19 protein-coding genes are annotated in these 23,042 nt (G+C 65.4%); 6 read left to right on the top strand and 13 right to left on the bottom strand.

What is annotated here, in order from left to right; all coding sequences use genetic code 11:
• The first annotated feature begins 21 nt into the window (after positions 1–21).
• The gene (locus tag K359_RS0103035; RefSeq protein WP_029078019.1) at positions 22–1,533 is read left to right on the top strand and encodes an acetyl-CoA acetyltransferase; all 1,512 of its coding nucleotides are present in this window, start codon (positions 22–24) and stop codon (positions 1,531–1,533) included.
• Between the two features lie 146 nt (positions 1,534–1,679).
• Here the strand turns inward: K359_RS0103035 and K359_RS0103040 are convergent, their stop codons facing one another.
• The 7 genes from K359_RS0103040 to ltnD form a co-directional block, all read right to left on the bottom strand.
• Positions 1,680–2,882 (bottom strand): efflux RND transporter periplasmic adaptor subunit, encoded by a 1,203-nt coding sequence (locus K359_RS0103040; RefSeq protein ID WP_029078020.1) that lies wholly within the window; start codon positions 2,880–2,882, stop codon positions 1,680–1,682.
• Complete coding sequence (locus K359_RS0103045; protein WP_029078021.1) at positions 2,869–6,048, bottom strand: efflux RND transporter permease subunit; 3,180 nt, start codon at positions 6,046–6,048, stop codon at positions 2,869–2,871. Before K359_RS0103045 ends, K359_RS0103040 begins: the two co-directional genes overlap by 14 nt.
• A gap of 389 nt (positions 6,049–6,437) precedes the next feature.
• On the bottom strand, positions 6,438–8,144 hold the full coding sequence (locus tag K359_RS0103055) for a methyl-accepting chemotaxis protein (protein WP_029078022.1): 1,707 nt from the start codon (positions 8,142–8,144) through the stop codon (positions 6,438–6,440).
• 190 nt (positions 8,145–8,334) lie between these two features.
• Positions 8,335–10,026 (bottom strand): methyl-accepting chemotaxis protein, encoded by a 1,692-nt coding sequence (locus K359_RS0103060; RefSeq protein WP_029078023.1) that lies wholly within the window; start codon positions 10,024–10,026, stop codon positions 8,335–8,337.
• Positions 10,027–10,196: 170 nt separating this feature from the next.
• A complete protein-coding gene (otnK, locus tag K359_RS0103065; protein ID WP_029078024.1) occupies positions 10,197–11,486 on the bottom strand; it encodes a 3-oxo-tetronate kinase in 1,290 nt (429 codons plus the stop codon).
• Entirely contained in the window at positions 11,483–12,265 is a 783-nt protein-coding gene (gene otnI, locus K359_RS0103070; RefSeq protein ID WP_029078025.1) for a 2-oxo-tetronate isomerase, read from the bottom strand. Before otnI ends, otnK begins: the two co-directional genes overlap by 4 nt.
• A gap of 12 nt (positions 12,266–12,277) precedes the next feature.
• Positions 12,278–13,189: an L-threonate dehydrogenase gene (ltnD, locus tag K359_RS0103075; RefSeq protein ID WP_029078026.1), complete on the bottom strand. Its 912-nt coding sequence runs from the start codon at positions 13,187–13,189 to the stop codon at positions 12,278–12,280.
• 156 nt (positions 13,190–13,345) lie between these two features.
• On the opposite strand from ltnD, the gene K359_RS0103080 reads away from it, so the two are divergent.
• The 3 genes from K359_RS0103080 to K359_RS0103090 are packed head-to-tail and all read left to right on the top strand — an operon-like array spanning position 13,346 to position 14,815.
• The gene (locus K359_RS0103080; RefSeq protein ID WP_029078027.1) at positions 13,346–14,005 is read left to right on the top strand and encodes an aldolase; all 660 of its coding nucleotides are present in this window, start codon (positions 13,346–13,348) and stop codon (positions 14,003–14,005) included.
• Positions 13,998–14,501, top strand: coding sequence for a GNAT family N-acetyltransferase (locus K359_RS0103085; RefSeq protein ID WP_051345956.1), 504 nt, complete (start codon positions 13,998–14,000; stop codon positions 14,499–14,501). Before K359_RS0103080 ends, K359_RS0103085 begins: the two co-directional genes overlap by 8 nt.
• 47 nt (positions 14,502–14,548) lie before the next feature.
• Positions 14,549–14,815 carry a hypothetical protein gene (locus K359_RS0103090; RefSeq protein WP_029078029.1) on the top strand — a complete coding sequence of 89 codons (267 nt, stop codon included), beginning with the start codon at positions 14,549–14,551 and terminating at the stop codon, positions 14,813–14,815.
• Positions 14,816–14,965: 150 nt separating this feature from the next.
• On the opposite strand, the gene K359_RS0103095 is transcribed toward K359_RS0103090, so the two are convergent.
• The 6 genes from K359_RS0103095 to K359_RS0103125 all read right to left on the bottom strand — a co-directional run bounded on the left by K359_RS0103095 (position 14,966) and on the right by K359_RS0103125 (position 20,586).
• Positions 14,966–15,670, bottom strand: coding sequence for an ABC transporter ATP-binding protein (locus tag K359_RS0103095; RefSeq protein WP_029078030.1), 705 nt, complete (start codon positions 15,668–15,670; stop codon positions 14,966–14,968).
• Complete coding sequence (locus tag K359_RS0103100) at positions 15,654–16,385, bottom strand: ABC transporter ATP-binding protein (RefSeq protein WP_029078031.1); 732 nt, start codon at positions 16,383–16,385, stop codon at positions 15,654–15,656. The genes K359_RS0103095 and K359_RS0103100 overlap by 17 nt, the downstream gene beginning before the upstream one ends.
• Complete coding sequence (locus tag K359_RS0103105; protein ID WP_029078032.1) at positions 16,382–17,368, bottom strand: branched-chain amino acid ABC transporter permease; 987 nt, start codon at positions 17,366–17,368, stop codon at positions 16,382–16,384. The genes K359_RS0103100 and K359_RS0103105 overlap by 4 nt, the downstream gene beginning before the upstream one ends.
• Positions 17,368–18,246, bottom strand: a complete 879-nt coding sequence (locus K359_RS0103110; RefSeq protein WP_029078033.1) for a branched-chain amino acid ABC transporter permease — start codon at positions 18,244–18,246, stop codon at positions 17,368–17,370. The genes K359_RS0103105 and K359_RS0103110 overlap by 1 nt, the downstream gene beginning before the upstream one ends.
• Before the next feature lie 191 nt (positions 18,247–18,437).
• Positions 18,438–19,679 (bottom strand): ABC transporter substrate-binding protein, encoded by a 1,242-nt coding sequence (locus tag K359_RS0103120; RefSeq protein WP_029078035.1) that lies wholly within the window; start codon positions 19,677–19,679, stop codon positions 18,438–18,440.
• 88 nt (positions 19,680–19,767) lie between these two features.
• Complete coding sequence (locus tag K359_RS0103125) at positions 19,768–20,586, bottom strand: putative hydro-lyase (RefSeq protein ID WP_029078036.1); 819 nt, start codon at positions 20,584–20,586, stop codon at positions 19,768–19,770.
• Between the two features lie 120 nt (positions 20,587–20,706).
• Between K359_RS0103125 and K359_RS0103130 the strand changes: the two genes are divergently transcribed.
• Both K359_RS0103130 and K359_RS0103135 read left to right on the top strand, forming a co-directional pair.
• Complete coding sequence (locus tag K359_RS0103130) at positions 20,707–21,624, top strand: LysR family transcriptional regulator (RefSeq protein ID WP_029078037.1); 918 nt, start codon at positions 20,707–20,709, stop codon at positions 21,622–21,624.
• 141 nt (positions 21,625–21,765) lie between these two features.
• On the top strand, positions 21,766–23,016 hold the full coding sequence (locus K359_RS0103135; protein WP_029078038.1) for a Zn-dependent hydrolase: 1,251 nt from the start codon (positions 21,766–21,768) through the stop codon (positions 23,014–23,016).
• Positions 23,017–23,042 lie beyond the last annotated feature (26 nt).

Below are 23,042 nucleotides of genomic sequence, written 5' to 3' on the forward strand. Positions count from 1 at the left end.
CCGCAGAGTGAACCAACAAGAATGTCGAACAGCATCCCCGAAGACCGCATTCCCGTCATCGTCGGCGTCGGCGAGATCGTCGATCGTCCGAAGGACATCGCCGCCGGCCTCGAGCCGCTCACCTTGCTCGAGGAGGCGCTGAAGCGCGCCGAGGCCGACAGCGGGGCCAAGCTGCTCTCTGACGTGCAGTCGCTCGACGTCGTCAACTTCCTGAGCTGGCGTTACCGCGATCCCGAGAAGCAGCTGGCGCAGCGGCTCGGCGTTCAGCCTTCGCATCTCTATTACGGCCCGGTCGGCGGCGAGAGCCCGATCCGCTATCTGCATGAGGCAGCGCAGCGCATTGCGCGCGGCGAATGCAGTGTCGCCGCGGTGTGCGGCGCGGAGGCGCAGTCGACCGCGACCAAGGCGCAGCGCGCCGGCGTCGAACTGCCGTGGACGCCGTTCGCACACGACGTCGAGGAGCCGAAGCGCGGCGCCGCGTTCCAGAAGCCGCTGGCGGTGTCGCTCGGCGTCTTCAGGCCAATCACGGTCTATCCGCTCTATGAGTCCGCAACCTCGGCGCATTGGGGCCAGACCCCGCGCGAGGCGCTGAAGGAATCCGGCGATCTGTGGTCGACCTATGCGCGCGTTGCGGCCGACAATCCGAACTCGTGGCTGAAGAAGCGCTTCACCGGCGACGAGATCACCACCGCAACGCCCGATAACCGGATGATCGCCTGGCCGTATACAAAACTGATGGTGGCGAACCCGACGGTGAACATGGGTGGCGCGCTGATCCTGACCAGCCTTGCCAAGGCGCGCGCTGCCGGCGTGCCGGAGGACAAGCTGATCTATCCGCTCGGCGGCGCCTCGGCGGAAGAGCCGCGCGACTATCTGATCCGCGATCAGTTCGTCGAGAGCCACGCGCAGAATGCGGTGCTGAAGGCGGTGATGGACCTCGTCGGCGGCGACGGCAGGAAGTTCGATGCGATCGAGCTGTATAGCTGCTTCCCCTGCGTGCCGAAGATGGCGCGCCGCACACTCGGCCTCGGTGCCGACGTGCAGCCGACCGTGACGGGTGGTCTTACGTTCTTCGGCGCGCCGCTCAACACCTACATGACGCATTCGGCCTGCGCGATGGTGCGCAAGCTCCGCAGCGGCGGCACGCTCGGCCTGCTCTACGGCCAGGGCGGCTTCGTCACCAAGCATCATGGCCTCGTGCTGTCGCGCGCGGCGCCGACGACGGCGCTCAAGCAGGACACCTCCGTGCAGGCGGAAGCGGACCGCAACAGGCGTGACGTGCCCGATTTCACCGCGGAGGCCGCGGGCAAGAGCAAGGTCGAAGCCTTCACCGTGATTTACCGCGCCAATGGCGAGGTCGAGCATGGCGTCACCATGCTGCGCACCGAGGACGGCCGCCGCACGCTCGGCCGCATCCCGGCCAGCGATACGGCGACGCTGGCGTATCTGCAGGACATGGACCGCACGCCGGTCGGCACGCTCGGCGACATCGTCACCGCCGGCGACGGCGTGCTGGAATGGCGGGCGGGATAAGAACTCTCGCCCCAGGCGCGGTGTAAGGCTCCCTCGCCCCGCTCTTGCGGGGAGAGGTAAGAGGTGCCCTCCCAAAGCATCACCTGAAAACGAAAATGCCCGGGACAAGCCCGGGCATGACGGAGAGAACGCTGCTGCGTCCTCCCCTACCCCTTCACGTCCTGCTTCTCGGACGCCGTGGTCGGCTTGCCCTTGGCGCCGGGGCCGGTCACGCGCACGTGGTCGCCGTCGGCGAGACCGTCCGGCGGGGCGGTGATGATGCGGTCGTCGGGCGCGAGGCCCGAGGCGAGCTCGATGTCCTTGCCGAGGTCGCGGCCGATCTTCACGGTCTTGAACAGCACCTTGTCGTCAGGGCCGACGGTCGCGACCCGCAGGCCGTTGCTGTTGAAGATCAGCGCGCTGGCAGGAATGCTGAGCGGCGTGGAGTCGCGCTGCAGATTGAGCTTCACGCTGGCGTAGCTGCCCGGCATCAGCTCGCCGGACGAGTTGTCGAGCCCGAGCTGCATCCGCGTCGTGCCGGAGGCGACATCGACCGCCTGCGAGGAAGCCTCCACCGTCGCCTGGAAGGTGCGGTTCGGGTAATCCGGCAACACCAGCGCGGCCTTGGCGCCCATCTTGATCGCCGGGACGTAATTCTGCGGCACGTTGACGTAAACGCGAAGCTTGGTGATGTCGGAGACCGTGAACATCGCGGGGCCCGAGTTGCCGCCGGCATTGATCAGCGCGCCGACGTCGGTGTCGCGCGAGGTCACCACGCCGTCGAACGGCGCCGTGATCTTCTTGTAACCGGCGAGCGCTTCGAGCCGCTCGACATTGGCCTGGCCGGCTTTGACCGCACCGTTCTTGTTGGAGAGGTCGGCGGTGCGCTCGTCGATCTCCTGGGCCGAGACGAAGTTCGAGGCGACCAGCGTCTTGCGCCGGTTCAGCGTCGCCTCGGAGAGCTTGGCTGATGCCTGGGCGCTGGCGAGATCGGCGCGCGCCTGCAGCAATTGCTGGTCGAGGTCGGGCGCCTCGATTTCGGCGATCACCTGGCCGGCCTTGACGCGGGCTCCGATGTCGACGTCCCAGGTCTTCAGGTAGCCGGAGACCCGGGCGAAGATCGGCGCGCGGGAATAGGCCTCGAGCCGGCCTGGCAGGTCGATGGTGGGGGTGAGCGCCTTGGCGGTCGGCAGTGCCACGGCGACGGTCGGAACGGCCTGGTCGTCGGTCCATTCCTTCAGCCGCGTGTCCTGCTCCTCGCGGGCACGGATCCCGGTACCGACGATCAGGCCGGCGCCGACCAGCGCCACCACGCCGAAGATGCCCAGTTTCCGGCGCGAAACCGGCGGGCGCTGTTCAGTGGGCGGCATGCGGAATCTCCGATGAGGCGGCGGCTTTGGCGCCTTGCTTCTTGTGTACCATACTGAATACCACGGGAACAAACATCAGCGTCGCGAAGGTTGCAAAGATCAGGCCGCCGATCACGGCCCGGCCGAGCGGCGCGTTCTGCTCGCCGCCCTCGCCCAGCCCCAGCGCCATCGGCGCCATGCCGATGACCATGGCCAGCGCCGTCATCAGCACCGGGCGGAACCGGACGAATCCGGCCTCCAGCGCCGCCGCGACGGGATCGCCGAGCTCCTCATAGCGCTCGCGCGCAAAGCTGATCACCAGCACGCTGTTGGCGGTCGCGACGCCCATGCACATGATGGCTCCGGTCAGCGCCGGAACCGACAGCGTGGTCTGCGTCGTGAACAGCATCCAGACGATGCCGGCAAGTGCTGCGGGCAGCGCCGTGATGATCACGAACGGGTCCGACCAGGACTGGAAGTTCACCACGATCAGGAAGTAGATCAGTACGACCGCACCGAGCAGGCCGAACAACAGGCCGGTGAAGGCCGAGTTCATGGTCTGCACCTGGCCGAGCAGCACCACGGAGGAGCCCTTCGGCACTTCCTTGGCGGTGTCAGCGATCAGCTGGCGCACGTCGGTGGCGACGCCGCCGAGATCGCGGCCTTGCGTCGTCGCGTAGATCTGCACCAGCGACTGGATGTCATATTGCGAGACCACCGCGCTCGAGGTCGCGCGCTTGATGTCGGCGATGCCGCCGAGGATCGGCGCCTGGGTGTTGCCGGTCGCGGTGATCGGCAGCGTCTGCAGCGCGCTCAGCGAGTCGATCTGGTATTGCGGCGTCTGCATCACGATCGAATACGACACGCCGTTGTCCGGGTTGAGGTAATAGGTCGGCGCGATCTGCGAGGAGCCGGCGAGGTTCACCACCAGCGAGTTGGTGACGTCGCGTTCGGTCAGGCCGACATATTGCGCGCGGGTGCGGTCGACATCGATGTTGAAGGTCGGGTTGTTCGGCGACTGCTGGATGCGGGCGTCGGCGATGCCGGGGATGCGCTTGATCCTGGCGAGCAGCTTGTTGGCATAGGCGAAGTTGGCGTCGAGATTGGCGCCGCGGATCTGCAAATCGATCGGCGCCGGCGCGCCGAAGTTGAGGATCTGGCTGACGATGTCGGCCGGCAGGAACGCGAAGCTGGTGCCCGGGAACAGCCGCGGCAATTGCTCACGCAACGCGCGGACATGCTCCTCGGTCGGCTTGTGGCCTTCCTTCAGGCGGATCTGGATGTCGCCGTCCTGCGGACCGATCACGCCGGTGTTGTTGTAGGTCATGTTGATGCCGGAGATCGGCATGCCGATGTTGTCGGTCATGGTCTCGATCTCGCCGGGGACCAGCTTGCGGATCGCCTTCTGGATGTCGGCGAGCTGGTTGGCGGTCTCCTCGACGCGGGTGCCGACCTGGGTGCGGACATGCATCAGGATGTTGCCGGCGTCGACCGACGGGAAGAAATTGCGCCCGAGGAACGGCACCAGCAGGAACGATGCGGCGACGACCGCGAGGAAGCCGGTCACGAACACCGTGCGATGACCGAGCGCCATTACGAGCAGGCCGCGATAGCCGCTGCGGATGCGCTCGAACCGCGCCTCGAAGCCGCGCTGGAACCAGACCAACGGATTGCGCGATTTCGGCGGCGCGCCCTCGTGATGCACATGCGGCTGCAAGAGATAGTTCGCCATCGTCGGCACCAGAGTGCGCGACAGGATGAACGACCAGATCATCGCGAACATCACTGCTTCGGCCATCGGCACGAACAGGAAGCGCGCCACGCCGGACAGAAAGAACATCGGCACGAACACGATGCAGATGCAGAGCAGCGAGACGAAGGCCGGCGTCACGATCTGGTTGGCGCCGTCGAGGATCGACTGCTCGACCGGCTTGCCCTGCTCGAGGTGGTAGTTGATGTTCTCGATCGTCACCGTGGCGTCGTCGACCAGGATGCCGACCGCGAGCGCGAGGCCGCCGAGCGTCATGATGTTCAGCGTCTCGCCGATCAGGGACAGCATGATGATGGCGCCCAGCACCGACAACGGGATCGACACCGCGATGATGACGGTCGAGCGCCAGCTGCCGAGGAACAGCAGGATCATCACGCTGGTCAAGAGCGCTGCGATCACGCCCTCGAAGGCGACGCCGGTAATCGCACCGCGGACGAACACCGACTGATCGCCGATGAATCCGATCTTGAGCGCGTCGGGCATCTGGTCCTTGACCTCGATCACCTTCTGCTTGATGCCGGAGATGATATCGAGCGTCGACGTGGCGCCGGCCTTCAGCACCATCATCAGGACCGAGCGGTTGCCGTCGACATGGACGATGTTGGTCTGCGGCGGGTTTCCGTCGCGGACCGAGGCGACGTCACGCACATAAACCATCGCGCCGTTGACCTGCTTGACCGGCAGGTCGCCCAGCTCCTCGAGCCGCAGCGGCGAGTTGTTGAGGTTGATGGTGTATTCGAAATTGCCGATCTTCTGGGTGCCGACCGGCGTGATCAGGTTCTGCGCGGCGAGCGCGTTGGCGACGTCCTGGCCCGACAGGCCGCGGGCCTGCAGCGCCGTCGAATTGAGATCGATCTGGACCTGGCGCTGCTTGCCGCCGAACGGATACGGGATCGCGGCGCCGGGCACAGTGACCAGCGGCGTGCGCAGCTGGTTGATGCCGATATCGGCGAGGTTCTGCTCAGTCAGGCCTTCGCCCGACAGCGCGACCTGGATGATCGGAACCGTCGAGGCGCTGTAGTTCAGGATCAGCGGCGGCGTCGCGCCGGGCGGCATCTGCTTGAGCAGGGTCTGCGAGATCGCGGTGACCTGCGCGTTGGCGGTGCGGATGTCGACATTGGGCTGGAAGAAGATCTTGATGATGCCGACGCCGTTGTAGGAATTGGCGACGATGTGCTCGATGTCGTTGACGGTCGTGGTCAGCGCGCGCTGAAACGGCGTGGTGATGCGGCCGGACATCTGGTCGGGCGGCAGGCCGGTGTACTGCCACACCACGCCGATCACGGGGATGCGGATATCCGGAAAAATGTCGGTCGGCGTGCGCAGCGCCGCCAGCGGTCCGATAATCAGCAGCAGGATCGCGAGCACGACGAAAGTATATGGCCGGCTCAGCGCGATACGGACCAATGCGATCATAAAAGAGATATTCCCGAAATAGAGCCCGCCCAGGCAGAGGAATCGGCATTGCAAAAGCCGTTCCGATAGCGGCCGATTTACCCGATGGCGGGCAAAACGCCAACCCGCGGAGCCGCAGCGGCTTTCACTTCCTCGGCATAGCGCGTGAAGCCGCGTCCTCCGATCGACCATGCCGGACGCAGTGCCGCCGGTCGCACGCGCGATCATCGCCAAAAAGAGACGGCTCTGCTTCAAATGCGAGCCGGCCGAGCACGCCGTTTCGGCCGTCGGATGCTAACGCATCGCTGCTCTGCGAAAATGCAAAGCGTGGTGAGCCGGTCAGTCCACCACGCTGGTGTCGGTTGCCCGGAGACGATGCCGGCAAGCCCGGCCCGACGGGCGGCGCCGGATCAGGCGGCGCGGACGGCGTCGAGGAACTTGCCGACCTCGAGCTTGAGACGGCTGCTGTCGCCCGACAGCGTCTGCGCCGCCGACAGCACCTGGGTCGACGCCGAGCCGGTTTCGTTGGCGCCGTGCTGCACGTCGGTGATGTTGGCCGAGACCTGCTGGGTGCCCTGCGCCGCCTGCTGCACGTTGCGGGAGATTTCCTGGGTCGCCGCGCCCTGCTCCTCGACAGCTGCGGCGATGGCGGACGAGATTTCCGACAGCCGTTCGATGGTCGAGCCGATCGCGCGGATCGCGTTCACGGAGTCCTCGGTCGCGGCCTGAATGCCGGAAATCTGCTGGCCGATCTCGCCGGTCGCCTTCGCGGTTTGCTCGGCCAGCGCCTTCACTTCGGAAGCCACCACCGCGAAACCACGTCCGGCCTCGCCGGCGCGCGCCGCCTCGATGGTCGCATTCAGCGCCAGAAGGTTGGTCTGGCCGGCGATGGTGTTGATCAGCTCGACCACGTCCCCGATCCGGGCGGCAGCCTTCGACAACTCCCCGACCCGGTCATTGGTCGCACGGGCCTGGCCGACCGCATCGCCCGCCATCCGGGCAGACTCCTGCACCTGCCGGCTGATCTCGTGGACCGAGGATGACAGCTCTTCGGTTGCCGACGCCACCGACTGGACGTTGGTGGTCGCCTCCTCCGAGGCAGCGGCGACGGACGTCGCGAGATTTTGCGAGCGTTCGGCGGTCGAGGTCAGCGTGGTCGCCGACGCCTCGAGCTCGGTCGAGGCGGATGCGACGGTCTCGACGATCTCGCCGACCGCGCGCTCAAAGCCGTCGGCCAGCTGGAGCATGTCGCTACGGCGCTGCGCGGCGGCGCGCGCCTCCATGTCCTTCTGCTCGCGCTCCATCCGGACCTTGGCAAGGCCGTTGTCCTTGAAGACGAGCGCGGTCTTGGCGACGTCGCCGACCTCGTCGCGGCGGTCGGTGCCGTGCACCGGAATGTCGTAATTGCCGCTCGCAAGCCGCTGCAATGTCTCGACGACAGCACGGATCGGCTTCGCGACACCGTATTGCCCGACGATGAAGCCGAACAGCAGGCCGAACAGGACGCCTGAAGCGGCAAGCAGGATCAGCAGCTCCGAGGTCGAGGTATATTCCTGCTCGTTGGCCTTCATGTTTTCCCTGACGCGCTGATCCTGGCGGTCGGCCACCGCCCGGACCCTGGCCTGCAGCTCCTCCGCGGCCGCGCGGCTCTTCATCGCGGCGTCACGCAGCTTCTCGGCGGACTGCGTCAGGTCGGAAGCCCTGGCACTATCGACCGCATCGAGCGTCTGCTTCAGCTGGGCCTGGTAGGCCGACTGCGCCGAACGCACGCCGGGCAGCAGCGCGATGGTCTGCGGATCCTGCGTCTTGCTGATCTCGACCAGGCGCTCCTCGAGCAATTTGAGCTGCTCGTCGATCACGGATCGCGCCGCGACCCGGTTCTCGTCGCGCGGATCGAGCGCGCTGCGGAATTCGGCGCGATTGATCGTAAGCACGCTCTGGTTGGCGTGCGCCGAAAGCAACGCACGGTTCGCGGCGCGCGCCGTGACCACGCCGCGCTCACTGAGCGACTTCAGCGAAGCAATGCCGAGATAGGCGAGCGTACCGGCGATGATGGAGAGACCGCACACAATCGCCAGTATCTTCGTGAGAATGCGGAATCTCGCCAGGAACATCATCCGGTGCCTCGTTTGGAATGGATTTCGCGATTCTGTGCGGGTGGCCGCGTCGCGCTGTGGCAAGTTACCGCGCGTGAAACTACGGTTCGTTAATCACGCTTCAGTGGAACTACGGAGCGCTGCATACGCAAAGAAAAATGCGCGGCCTGGGAGCCGGGCATTTTCCGATGGTCAGAGGTTTCGGTCGACGTCAGGCCGCGCGGACGGCGTCGAGGAACTTGCCGACCTCGAGCTTGAGACGGCTGCTGTCGCCGGACAGCGATTGCGCCGCCGACAGCACCTGACTTGAGGCCGAGCCGGTTTCGCCGGCGCCGTGCTGCACGTCGGTGATGTTGGCCGAGACCTGCTGGGTGCCCTGCGCCGCCTGCTGCACGTTGCGGGAAATCTCCTGCGTCGCCGCGCCCTGCTGTTCGACTGCGGCGGCAATGGTGGACGAGATCTCCGACAGCCGCTCGATCGTCGACGAAATTTCCTTTATCGCGCCGACCGACTCCTGGGTCGCGGCCTGGATGCCGGCGATCTGCTGGCCGATCTCGCCAGTCGCCTTTGCGGTCTGCTCGGCCAGCGCCTTCACTTCGGAAGCCACCACCGCGAAGCCGCGGCCGGCATCGCCGGCGCGCGCCGCCTCGATGGTGGCGTTCAGCGCAAGGAGGTTGGTCTGGCCGGCGATGGTGTTGATCAGTTCGACGACGTCGCCGATGCGCGCGGCGGCCTTCGACAGCTCGCTGACGCGATCATTGGTGGTGCGCGCCTGACCGACGGCGTCACCGGCCATCCGCGCCGATTCCTGCACCTGACGGCTGATCTCGGTCACCGACGACGACAGCTCTTCGGTTGCGGATGCCACCGACTGCACATTGGTCGAGGCCTCCTCGGATGCCGCGGCAACCGAGGTGGTCAATTCCTGCGAACGCCGCGCGGTCGACGACAGCGTGCCCGCCGAGGCTTCGAGCTGGGTCGAAGCCGACGACACGGTCTGCACGATCTCGCCGATCATCTGTTCGAAATTGCGGGTGATGGTGTCGACCCGGCGGCCGCGCTCGATCTTGGCTTCGGCATCGGCAGAAGCGGCTTCATCGGCCGCCTTCTTGGCGACCAGGGCTTCCTTGAACACCTGCAGCGTATCGGCCATGGCGCCGATCTCGGTCTTCTCGCCCTGATGCGGCACGACGGCGGTGAGGTCGCCGCGGCCCAGCGTCTGCATCGGACTCACGATCGAGGCGATGCCGGCCGACACGTCGCGGATCATCAGGAAGCTGACGCCGACGCCGACGATGATGGCGGCACCGAGGATCATTGCAAGCAGCGTGAAGCCCCAATCGTAGCTGCTGGCCGCGTCCTGCGCCGCCTTGTCGGCACCGGTGTTGTTGAGGTCGATGTCCTTGCGCAGGATCTCGTCCGCCTCGAGGCCGATCTTGTTCACCGTCTTGGCATTCAGCTCATGGGCCTCGTGCGGGATCTTGCCGGCTTCCTTGCGCGACAATTCCATCACCTGCTCGGTGCCCTTCTTGTAGCGCGTCCAGCTATCGACCCACTGATTGTAAAGCGCCCGCTCCTCGGGGGACGTGATCAGCGGTTCATAGACCGCACGGACCTTCGTGTTGGCTTCGACCACGGTTGCCAGGGTCTTTTCCGCAACCAGCTTCTCCTCCAGCGTCTCGGCCAGCATGTGCTCGCGGATCACGTTGCGGTAGGTGATGACGCCGGCGCGCAGGTCACCGAGCGCCCGTACGCTCGGCAGCCAGCTCGTCATGATGTCGACGGTGTTGGCATTGATCGCCCGCATGTTCTTGACCGCGAGCAAGCCCATTCCCGTTATCGCGACAAGCAGGAACGCAACCACGGCAATGATCTTGGCGCGGATCGAGAATTTGGCGAACATCGTGAGGTCTCTTGGATATCGGGCTCGCGAGGCCCGATCGAATGGCTGGGGGCGCTGCGGGACGCCGCGGATATCAAAGCCAGCCCCCCTCCTTCGGCAGGGTTAATTTGGTTCCCCGTTGAACTACGGAGACGCCCGCCACCGCATTGATGCGCCGCGCGTTCCGCGCCTCAGGGCATCAATGCCAGCGCATCCGAGAAGAACTCCGGCCCGCCGAAATTGCCCGATTTCAAGGCAAGCACCATCTCGCCATTTCCGGCGCCGACGGCGCGCAGAACCGGCACGCCTGCAGCGATTTCCGCACCGACCAGGAATCCCGGGATGCGCAGCCGGTCGACCACGGCGCCCGAAGTTTCACCACCGGCGACCACCAGCCTGCGCACACCCGACTGCACCAACCCCTCCGCGATATCGGCCATCGCCTGCTCGATGGCACGTCCGGCTGCATCGCGGCCATGACGGGATTGCAGAGCTGCCACCTCCTCCGGGGTCGAGCTGCTGGCAATCAGGATCGGCCCGGGCCCGAACCGGTCTCTCGCCCAGGCGAGCGCGCGCTGCGCCTCCTCCCGTCCAGCGATCACCCGCTCGGGGTCGAGGTGCAGCACCGGCATCACCTTCTCGGCGTTGGCGATCTGGCGCAGGGTCGCCTGCGAGCAGCTGCCGGCGAGACAGGCGGCCGGGCCGCCGATCGCGCTCTCAGGCATCGCAGTCGCGGCGTCCGATTTGGCCTTGCCCGCCGCGACCAGCGCCCGCGCCAGGCCAAGCCCGATGCCGGAGGCGCCGACCGACAGGCGGTGATCAAGCGCCACCTGCCCGATGGTCTCGAGGTCGCGATCGAACACCGCGTCGACGATGGCAGCGCCGATGCCGCCGCGCGCGAGCTCGGCCAGCCTGCCGCGCACGGCGTCGGTGCCGCGGCTCAGCGTCGCCAGATCGACCAGGCCGACCTTGATCTTGCTCTGCCGCGCCAGCACACGCACCAGATTGGAATCATGCATCGGGTTGAGCGGGTGATCCTTCAGCGGGCTCTCGTTCAGCGGCACGGAGCCTACGAACAGATTGCCCTGGTAGACGGTGCGGCCGGTCTCCGGGAACGCCGGCGTCACCAGCACGATGCTGTCAGAGGAATCGGCGCGCAGCGCGTCCATCACCGGGCCGATATTTCCTGCATCGGTGGAATCGAAGGTCGAGCAGATCTTGAACAGGATGTGGGAAGCGCCGCGGCCGCGCAGCCAGCTCTCCGCCGCGCGCGAGCGCGTCACGGCGAGGCCGGCCTCGATCGAGCGGCTCTTCAGCGACACCACGACGGCGTCGACCTCGGGCAGCGCCAGATCGTCGGCGGGCACACCGATGGTCTGCACCGTGCGGAGACCCGCACGGGTCAGCGTGTTGGCGAGGTCGGAGGCGCCGGTGTAGTCGTCGGCGACACAGCCAAGCGACAGTTTCGTTGCTGATGTCACGGCTTCACTCCGGCGTAGGGCTTGAACCAGGCGAGGCCGTTGGTGGTCTTGCCCCGCGGATTGTATTCGCAGCCGACGAAGCCGCCATAGCCGAGCCGGTCGAGCTCGTCGAACAGGAACGGATAGTTCAGCTCCTCGCCGTCGGGCTCGTTGCGCGAGGGGATCGAGGCGATCTGGATGTGGCCGATGACAGGCATCATCTCGCGCAGCCGCATCGTGACGTCGCCATGGATGATCTGGCAGTGATAGATATCGAACTGCAGCTTCAGGTTCGCAAGACCAAGCTCGTTGATCAGGTCGCGCGCGAAGATGAAATCGTTGAGGAAGTAGCCGGGCACGTTGCGCGGATTGATCGGTTCGATCACGACGTCGAGGCCGTGCGGCGCGAAGAACTCGGCCGCGTATGCGACCGATTTGCGGAACGCCGCGACCGCCCTGGCATCGCTGCGGTCGGCGATGCCGGCCATCAGATGCACCCGCTTGACGCCGGTCGCCGCTGCATAGGGCAGCGCGGTCTTCAGGCTCTGCTGCAGATCGGCGAAGCGATCCGGCAGCGCGGCAAATCCCTTTTCGCCGGCGGCCCAGTCGCCCGGCGGCAGGTTGAACAGCGCCTGCGTCAGCCCGGCGGCCTTCAGCCGTTTGCCGACCTCCTCGGCCGGATGGTCATAAGGAAACAGGAACTCGACCGCGGTGAAGCCCGCTTTCGCCGCCGCCTCGAAGCGGTCGAGGAACGGGACCTCGTTGAACATCATGGTGAGGTTGGCGGCAAAACGGGGCATTGCAAACTCCTGTTATTTCGCGCCGGGAAGCTTGGTACCGGTGACTTGCGCATACATCCGCGCCACCGACGCATCGTCGTCGCGGCCCATGCCGGCGGCCGATGTCATCAAAAACATCTGCAAGGCCGCGGCCGAGACCGGCACCGGGAAGCGCGCAGTGCGCGCCATGTCCTGGATGATGCCGAGGTCTTTGACAAAAATCTCCACCGCGCTGCGCGGCGCATAATCGCCGTCGAGCACATGCGGGATGCGGTTCTCGAACATCCAGGAATTGCCGGCGGAGGCCGTGATCACTTCATAGACCTTGCGGATGTCGAGGCCCTGCTTGGCGGCAAAGGCGATCGCCTCCGAGGCGGCCGCGATATGCACGCCGGCCAGCAGCTGGTTGATCATCTTGAACGCGGCGCCCTGGCCAGCCGCATCGCCGAGCTCGTAGAGCTTTGCCGCCATCGCATCCAGCGCCGGTCGCGCCTTCGCGAACGCGGCCGCGCTGCCCGAGGCCAGAATTGTGAGCTCGCCCTGCGCCGCGCGCTGCGCGCCGCCGGAGATCGGGGCATCGAGATAGTGCCGGCCGGTCGCCTCGAGCTGTTTTGCCAGCCGACGCGCGATATCGGGGTCCATGGTCGCCGAGGAGATGAAGACCGCATCCCTGACCATGGTCTCGGCAGCGCCGCCCTTGCCGAACAGGATGGCCTCGGTCTGCGCCGCATTGACGACGACGCTGACGACGATATCGGCATCCTTGGCCGCCTCGGCCGGCGAGCCGGCGCCCTTGCCGCCATCGGCCACGAAGCGCGCGACGGCATCGGCCGAGACGTCGCAGCCGGTCACGGCGAGACCGGCCCGCCTGAGCGAGGTCGCCATGCCGTATCCCATCGACCCCAGCCCGATGACGGCGACACGTGGTGTTGCGGAACTGGACATGCGGCGATCCTCAAATTTTTACTTGTTTGAGCATGATTGCGGTTTTCCGGATCATGCTCGTTGCTGCTTGCTATCACGGCTTGGCCGCGCTGCCAAAGCATGAGACAAAGCGGAAAACGGATGGCGCCATGAGCGAGCCGGAACGGGCGAAACCGGATGAGCGAGACAAAGCTTCGTGAGGACATTTGCCGCTTCGGCCGCTCGCTGTTCGAGCGCGGGCTGACGCCGGGCTCCTCGGGCAATATCAGCGTCCGGCTCGACGACGGCGGCTGGCTGGTCACACCGACCAACGCCTCGCTCGGCTTCCTCGATCCGGCGAAAATGTCGCGGCTCGACGGCAACGGCCGGCTGGTCTCCGGCGATGCCCCGACCAAGGAAGTGCCGCTGCACACCGCGCTCTACCAGACCCGCGCGAGCGCCGGCGCCGTGGTGCACCTGCACTCGACCCATTCGGTCGCACTCTCGATGCTGCCCGAGATCGACCCGCGCGCCGCGCTGCCGGCGATGACGGCCTATTACGTGATGAAATGCGGCCAGACCGCGCTGGTGCCCTATTATCGCCCCGGCGATCCCGCCGTTGCCGACGCGATCAGGGGGCTGGCCGGGAAATATTCATCGGTGCTGCTCGCCAATCACGGCCCGGTCGTGTCGGGCGACACGCTGGAAGCGGCGGTGTTCGCAACCGAGGAGCTGGAAGAAACCGCAAAGCTCTATCTGCTGCTGCGCGGGCTGAACCCGCGGTATCTGTCACCGGAACAGGTCAAGGATTTGACCAAAGTGTTCGGGCTGACGCTGCCGGAACATGGGCATGATTGAACAATTGATCGGACAACCGAAAGCAACGATCAAATATCTGGCTGACCATCCCGCACTCGTGCCAACGATCGCGGCATGGCAGCACACGCAATTCGGCTACCTCACGCCGGCGGCCACGCTCGAAGATCGAACCGAGAGGCTCCGTCGATCGCTCCAGAAAGACGCGCTGCCGATGGCGATTGTTGCATTGAGCGAGGACGGAACGCCGTTGGGATCGGCCGGCATCCTAGCGGCGAGCATCACCCACAAGCATCTGACGCCGTGGCTGTCCTCGGTATACGTCCCCAGCGAACATCGCGGACAGGGAATTGCGTCCGCATTGAGTCTGCGCGCCATCGATGAATGCGCCAAACTGGGATTCGACCGGCTGTACTTGTTCACCCCGCACAGCGAAGCGATGTACGCGCGGCTGGGCTGGAAGAGCTTCGAACGGATCGAATACAATGGAACGCCCCTCACCCTCATGGATAGAGGCGCGTCACTGCAACAGCTGTAGGATTTACGGACTAGACATAGCAGAGGTGAGACATGCGGAGGACAGTCATGACGAAGTTCACAGGCTTGGCATTCGCGGCTCTGTTCGTCGGCGGCTTGGTGGGATCCACTGCGCAGGCCGAGGAGACCTTGGAGGACCTGCTTGCGGTCCAGCTGCGCGCGCAGGGCTATGCCTGCGACAAGCCGCTCAAGGCCGAACGGGACGACAAGCTCTCCAAGCCCGACAACGAGGCCTGGACCCTGACCTGCAGCAACGCAACCTACCGCGTCACCCGTGTGCCGGACCTCGCGGCCAAGGTCGAGGTCCTCAAGTAGGTTGTAGGCCTGCACGGGCTAGCTCGATCGTGGCCCGCATAAGCGCAGCGATATGCGGGACATTTCCCGGATGTCGCCTCCGCCTTTGCTTTTCGAGCTACGGCGGACAAGTCGCTCATTCGGGGCGGCTTCTCGCCGCGCACACTGCCGCTACAGCCCCAGATACGCCTTGCGCACGTCGGGATTGCCGCTGATCTCGGCGGCGGTGCCCTCCATCAGCACGCGGCCGGTCTGCAGGATGTAGGCGCGGTCGGCGATCTCCAGACACTCGGCCATCCGCTGCTCGACGATCAGAACCGTCATGCCGGCGTCGCGGATGCGCTTCACGGCCTGGAAGATCTCGTCGACCAGCTTCGGCATGATGCCCTGCGACGGCTCGTCGAGCATCAGAAGCCGCGGCCGCGTCATCAGCGCCCGGCCGATCGCGAGCATCTGCTGCTCGCCGCCGGACAAAGTCTCGGCGCGCTGGTCGAGCCGCTCGGCGAGCCGCGGGAACAGCTGGAACACCAGATCGAGCGGCGCGTCGCGATTGGCCTCGCTGCGATAGAGGTAGCTGCCGAGCCGCAGATTGTCGTGCACCGAGAGCCGCGGAAACAGCCGGCGGTTTTCCGGCACGAAGGCGATGCCGCTCGACGTGATGACGTGCTGCGGCTGGCCGTCGATGCGCTTGCCGTCGAAGGTGACGGTCCCTGCGCGCGGCCGCTCCGCACCGGCGATCGATTTGAGCAACGTCGACTTGCCCGCACCGTTGGCGCCGGCGACGCAGACGATCTCACCCTTGGTGACGTCGATCGACACGGAGGAGATCGCGACCAGGCCCTGATAGGCGGTGGTGACTTCACGCACCGACAGCATGACGACCCCCGAGATAGGCAGAAATGACCTCTGGATTGCGGACGACCTCGGCGGGCTTGCCCTCGACGAGCACCTTGCCGAGATTGAGCACGATGGCGCGATCGACCAGCGGCATCACGATTTCCATCACATGCTCGACCATCAGCACAGTGACGCCGGTGGCGCGCACCTTCCGCACGAGCTCGACGCCAGTCTGCGCCTCGACCGGCGTCAGACCGGTCAGGACTTCGTCGAGCAACAGCAGTTTCGGTTCGGTCGCCAGCGCACGCGCGACCTCGAGCCGGCGCTTCTCGGATGGCACGAGGTCGGCGGCAAGCTTTTCGGCGCGCGCCGCAAGGCCGCAGAACTCCAGCACCTCGTAGGCTTTCTGCCGCGCAACACGCATCTTCGTGTTGCGGATCAGCGCGCCGACGATGACGTTGTCGATCACGGTCATGGTCTCGAAGCTCTTGACCACCTGGAAGGTGCGTCCAACGCCGCGCTGGCAGCGTTCCGCCGCCGGCAGCCGGGTGACGTCCTCGCCGTCGAAGATGATCGAACCTTGGGTCGGCGGCAGTACGCCCGCGATCAGATTGAACAGCGTCGACTTGCCGGCGCCGTTTGGGCCAATCAGGCCGACGATCTCGCCGCGCCCGACCGAGATCGAGACATCGCTGTTGGCGACGAGGCCGCCGAAGCGCTGCCAGACGCCGCGGGTTTCCAACAGTGCCGTCATCGCGCGGCCTCCTTGCGCCAAGGGACCTTGCCGAACACGCTGACCAGACCGCGCGGCAGCGCCAGCGAGATCAAGACGATCAGCGTGCCGTAGACGATCAGGTCGACGCCCCGCCCCGAACCGCCGACGAACGAGCGCGTCAACTCGGTGAGCGGGATCAGGATGACAGCGCCGAGCACCGGCCCCCACAGCGTGCCGATGCCGCCAAGCACCGCGGGCAGTGCCATCAGCAGCGAGAACTGGAAGCCCATCACGCTTTCAGGATCGATATAGGAGACGAACTGGGCGTAGAAGCTGCCGCCGACCGCGACCAGGAATGCCGAGACCGCCGCCGCGCCCATCTTGGAATTGAACACGACCACGCCGAGGCTTTCGGCGGCATCGGGATTGTCCTTTACCGCGCGCCACCAATAGCCCCATTTGGAGTCCTCCAGCCACCAGGTGACGAGCCAGGCGACGCAGGCAAGCGCCAGCGCGAAGTAGAAATATGGCAGCTTGGATCGGGCGAACTGGAATTTCAGCCAGCTGTCGCCGCGCATCGGAATCGTGATGCCGAGCGCGGCACCTGCCCAATCCCAGTTCTGGATCAACAACAGCGCGATCTCGGCGATCACGATGGTCGCGATCACGAAATAATGCCCGCGCAGCCGGAAGCAGGGATAGCCGAGCGCCATCGCGATCAAGGCGGAGATCACACCGCCCGCCAGCATGCCGAACCACGGCAACACGCCGAACTTGGTGAACAGCAGCGCGGTGGTATAGGCACCAAGCCCGAAATACAGCGCATGGCCGAGCGAGATCTGCCCGCAATAGCCGGACAATATGTTCCAGCTCTGCGACAGCGCCGCATACATCAGGGTCAGCACCATGATGTTCTGGACGTAAACGTCCTTGACGAACAGCGGCACCAGCGCGGCGATCACAGCCAGGCAAAGCGCCACGATCAGGTCACGCCTGCGGCGTTGGGCGAAGTGGGTGTCCATCACATCGATCCGAACAGGCCACGCGGGCGGATGAAGACGACCAGAAGATAGACGGCGTAGATGCCGACCGATTTCAGCGACGGCGGCAGGATCAGCGCGGTGCTCGCCTCCACCAGGCCGACGATGATGCCGCCGGCGAAGGCGCCGAATACACTGCCGAAGCCGCCGAGCGCCACCGTGACATAGGCGATCAGGGCAAAGGAGGCGCCGACGTCGGGATAGATGTAGAAGAAGGTCGCCATGATCGCGCCGGCAAGCCCGACCAGCGCCGCACCAAGGCCCCAGCCCAGCGCGAACACGCGGTTCTTGTCGATGCCGACCAGGGCCACCGCCCCGGCATCCTCGCGCGTCGCTTCCAGCGCACGGCCGAAATCGGTGCGGTTGATGAAGAAGTAGAGCGCAACGAAGGCCGCGATCGAGACCAGCGCGCCGACCAATTGCGGCACGGGCAGGTAGATGCCGGCAACCGAGATCGTCTTGCCGCCGAGCCAGGAGTGCGTGACGCTGCGATAATCGGGCGTGAAGAAGAACTGCGCCAGACCCCGCATCACGATGGCAAGGCCGAAGGTCGAGAAGATCTGCACCATGCCGGCATTGGCCTTTGCCCGCACGGCGAAGCGGACGATCAGGAGATAGACTACCGCGCCGAACACGAACAAGGCGGCGGCAACCAGCGGCGCCGACAGCAACGGGTCGATCGCAAAGAACGCGAACAGGAAGAAGGTCGCGTACATCGCGATCATCAGGAATTCGCCGTGCGCGAAATTCACGACGTCCATCAGCCCGAAGATCAAGGCGAGGCCGGCGGCGATCAGTCCGTAGAGCAGCCCCATCAGGAGGCCGCTCGCCAGACTCTGGATAATGGCTTGGGCGGTCACGGCTGGAGCCTCGCGACGCCTGCCATGCCATGACGTGCCGTTCCCGGCGAAGCGGAGCAAGCCATCGCCCCGCGAGCAAGACTGCGTTGCGCCGCCGCTTCGCTCCTCGCAATGACGAAATGCGCGGTGCGCTGAATGATCTCTTTCGCTGTCACAGTGCTTGCTCCCCCCGCCCCTTGCGCCATCCCGGCCTATTTCATCGGCCAGACCGCGTCGGCGATCGCGGCCTGCGGCGGGAAGATGGTGACAAACTTGCCGCCGACATATTGCAGCAGCACCGGATCGGCGTCGTTGTTCTGGCCCATGTCGTCGAACTTGACCCGCTTCCAGGGCATGATGGTCTGCTCGCCCGGAATGTCGGTCGCGACCAGCGCCTCGCGGATCTTCTCGCCATCGGTCGACTTGGCGCGGTTGATGGCGTCGGCCATCACGATCAGGCCCATGAACTGGCGCGAGGTGAGATCGTTGAAGTCCTTGCCCGAACGTTCCTTGAACATGGCGTTGAGCTTGCCGACCATCGGACGCTTGGTGGCGAGGTCGAGCGAGAAGGTGCCGCGCGAGATCACGCCTTCCAGCTTGTCGCCGACCGCGTCATACAGCGCCTTCTCGGAAAAACCCGCATCCTGCGCGACGATCGCATTCGGCTTGTAGCCGAGTTCGGCCATGGTCTTGACCAGCAGGATGCCGTCCGTCGTATAGCTCGACGGCATCAGCACGTCTGCATTCGCGGTTTTCAGCTGCTGCACCTCGGCCGACAGCGACGGCGAATTGGCGCGGTACTTGATATCGGCGACGATCTTGTAGCCGCGTTCGCCGGCGATCTTGGTCTGGGCGTTGCCGGAGTCGGTGCCGAAGATGGTATCCTCGTGGAACAGCGACAGCGTCTCGATCTTGGTGCCCTTCTTCTTCATCGCATCGTAGAAATCGAACATCGCGGCCGAGTACATCTCGTCATGCGGGGCCGCACGGAAATAGAACTTCAAGCCGCGGCGATGCAGGCTCGGCGAGGAATTGTCGGCCGAGAGGAACGGGACGCCGTAGCGTTCGCAGATCTGGCTGACGGTGACCGCGACCGCGCTCTGATAGGTGCCGATCACGGCGCAGACCTTCTCCTGCGTGATCAGGCGCTCGGCTTCGGCACGGCCCTTCTGCGGATCGGCCTGGTGGTCGGCAAACACGAGACGGATCTTGGCGCCGCCGAGGCCCGGCAGGCCCGCGCCCTTGGCGAGCGGCAGGTCGAAATCATGGTCCTTGTTGATGACGTCGAGCGCGGTCTCATAGGCCTTCTGCGCATCGACGCCCTGCTGCGCGCTGCCGCCGGAGAACGGATAGATGATGCCAATGACGACTTCGGAGGTTTGCGCGCGGGCCACGATCGGTGCCAGCGCGGCGGCGGAGGCGCCAAGCAATACGTTACGGCGAGAGATCGTCATTCGAAATTCCCCTTGGTCAGCTTTGTTCTTATCGATGTGATGCTTGTAGCGCGCAGTAAAGCCTCAATGAATTGCACGAATTGCCTATTCAGAGCACAGCGAGCTGCTTGTTCCTGAGGTCGGTCACCAGCATCAGGCCCGGCGAATGCGTGATCGCGAACGGCAGCTTCGCACTTGCGATCACCGATTGCGGGGTCACGCCGCAGGCCCAGAACACCGGGATCTCGTCGTCGGCCACCGGCACCGCATCGCCATAGTCGGGCCTGGCGATATCCTTGATGCCGATCGCATGCGGATGGCCGAGATGGACCGGCGCGCCATGCACCGACGGGAAGCGCGAGGTGATCTGCACCGCGCGGATCGCATCTGCCGGCTTGAACGGGCGCATCGACACCACCATGGGTCCGGCGAACGGCCCCGACGGGCTGCAGGCGATGTTGGTGCGGTACATTGGAACACGCAGATTGCGTTCGATGTGACGGATCGGCAGTCCCTCATCGAGCAGCGCCTCTTCGAACGAGTACGAGCAGCCGAGCACGAAGGTGACGAGATCGTCGCGCCAGTATTTTGTGATGTCGGTCGGCTCGTCGGCCACCTCGCCGTCGCGCCAGACCCGGTAGCGCGGCACGTCGGTGCGAATGTCGAGGTCGAGGCCGAGCGCAGGGATCCTGACATCGCCGACATCGGACATGCCGATGATCGGGCACGGTTTCGGATTGAGCTGGCAGAACCGGTGGAAGGCGCCGGCGAGCTTCTCCGGCAGGATCGCGAGATTGCCCTGGACGAACCCGTTGGCGAGACCGGCTGTGGTGGCCGAGGCCACGCCGTCACGGCAGGCGCGCCGCGCCTCGACGCTCGCGAGCGCCGCTTCACCCTGAGATCGCTGCACTGCCGCAAAAACAGTCATGGGAGGCTCCTGCCCATAATCTCGACAAGGACAAACCAACACCAAGCGTGATATAATGTCTAATCGTCCTTTCTAATCAAAATCGATAAATGGAATTTATCGATCGAGGATATGCTTCCAATGACGGACTTCCGCTCGATCGAAACCTTCCTCTGGGTCGTCAAGCTCGGCAGCTTCCGCGGCGCCGCCCAGCGGCTCAACACCACCCAGCCGGCGATCTCCCAGCGCATTGCCCAGCTCGAGCGCGAGATGGGCGTCAAGCTGTTGAACCGCGATCATCGCGTGGCCTCGCCGACGCCGAGCGGCCGGCTGATGATGACCTATGCCGAGAAGCTGATCGGCCTGCGCTCGGAGATGATGGCCGAGGTCGGCGACCGTTCAGCGATGCGCGGCGCGCTGCGGCTCGGTGTCGCGGAGACCATCGTGCACACCTGGCTGCCGCGGCTGGTCAAAAGCGTCAACGAGATCTACCCAAACCTGTCGCTGGAGATCGAGGTCGACATCACGCCGAACCTGACCCCGCGGCTGCTGGCGCAGGAGATCGAGCTCGCCTTCGTGCTCGGACCGGTCTCGGCCTCCGGCGTGCACAACCATGTGCTGTGCGATTACCCGATCGGCTTCCTGGCGAGCCCGTCGCTCGGCCTCGGCGACGGCCCCGTGGCGCGGCGGGATCTGGCGCGATTTCCGATCATCACCTTTCCGCGCAAGACCCAGCCCTATGAGACCGTGCGCGCGCTGTTCAACGCACCCGATCTGCCGCCGATCCGCCTGCATGCCTCGACCTCGCTCGCGACCGTGATCCATATGGCCAATGAAGGCCTTGGCATTGCGGTGATTCCATCGGCGATCGTCGAGAACGAGCTTGCCGACGGGCGGTTGCAACTGCTCGATACCGACCTCAAGCTGCCGCCCCTCACCTTCACCGCAAGCTGGCTCGCCTCCCCCGATGCGGTCGCGATCGAGCGCGTCGCTCATCTCGCCAGGCAGATCGCGCAGGCGAGCGTGGCGGTTGACGCGGTGGAAGCGGCGCGTCATTGAACGAGTGCCGGATAATCAAACGTCATTCCGGGGCGATGCGTCAGCATCGAACTAAGATGTGCTATTGCACATCTGAGAATCTCGAGATTCCGGGTCTGGTCCTTGGGACCCGGAATGACGAAATAAGAATGGACCGACGACATGAGCCGAGCCGCGACCAACCTGCAGATCGATTCCGCCCGCCTCTGGGGCAGCATCCACGAAACCGCGCAGTTCGGTGCAACACAGAAGGGCGGCGTGCGGCGCCTGACCCTGAGCGCCGAGGACAAGCAGGTGCGCGACTGGTTCCGCAAGGCGTGCGAGAACGCCGGCCTCGAGGTGCAGGTCGATGCGCTCGGCTCGATGTTCGGGTTGAGGAAAGGACGGGACATGTCGAAGCCGCCGATCGGCGTCGGCTCGCATCTCGACACCCAGCCGACCGGCGGCAAATATGACGGCATACTCGGCACGCTGGCCGGGCTCGAACTGGTGCGCACGCTCAACGATGCCGGCATCGAGACCGAGCTGCCGATCTGCATCTGCAACTGGACCAATGAGGAAGGCTCGCGCTTTGCGCCGGCGATGATGGCCTCGGCCGCCTATGTCGGCGATTTCACCACCGACGACATCCTGTCGCGCAAGGACGCCGAAGGCGTCACTGTCGGGCAAGCACTCGACTCGATTGGTTATCGCGGCGATGCCCCAGTCGGCCGCCAGAAATTCACCAGCTTCGTCGAGCTGCATATCGAGCAGGGCCCGATCCTGGAGGCCGAGGGCAAGACCATCGGCGTGGTCGATTCCGGCCAGGGCGTGTTGTGGTACGACGGCAAGATCATCGGCTTCGAGAGCCATGCCGGCTCGACCCCGATGCCGCTGCGCCGCGATGCCTTGGCGACGCTGTCGGAGATCGTGCTGGCGATGGAAAGCATCGCCAGGAAGCATGGGCCGAAGGCGGTTGGCACCATCGGCGAGGCGGTGATCGCTGCGCCCTCGCGCAACGTCATCCCCGGCGAGATCGCCTTCACGGTGGATTGCCGCAGCGCCGATGCCGCGATCATGGATGCGCTGGATCGCGACCTGCGGGCCGCGGTCGCCGAGATCGCCGCGCGGCGCAAGGTCGAGGTTCAGCTCGATCTGGTCTGGCGCAAGGCGCCGACGCATTTCGATCCGAAGCTGGTCGACGCCGTGGAGAACGCGGCCAAGCAGCTCGGCTATTCGCATCGCCGCATCACCTCCGGCGCCGGCCACGACGCCTGCAACCTCAACACGGTGATGCCGGCGGCGATGGTGTTCGTGCCCTGCAAGGACGGCATCAGCCATAACGAGCTGGAAGACGCGACGCAGACCGATTGCGCCGCCGGCGCCAACGTCCTGATGCACACGGTGCTGGCGCTCGCCGGCGTCGCGTCGTGATCCTCTGATTCCCTTTACCTGGAGGT

The sequence above is a fragment of the Bradyrhizobium sp. th-b2 genome, from assembly GCF_000426785.1.
In the GTDB taxonomy this organism is placed as follows: domain Bacteria; phylum Pseudomonadota; class Alphaproteobacteria; order Rhizobiales; family Xanthobacteraceae; genus Bradyrhizobium; species Bradyrhizobium septentrionale.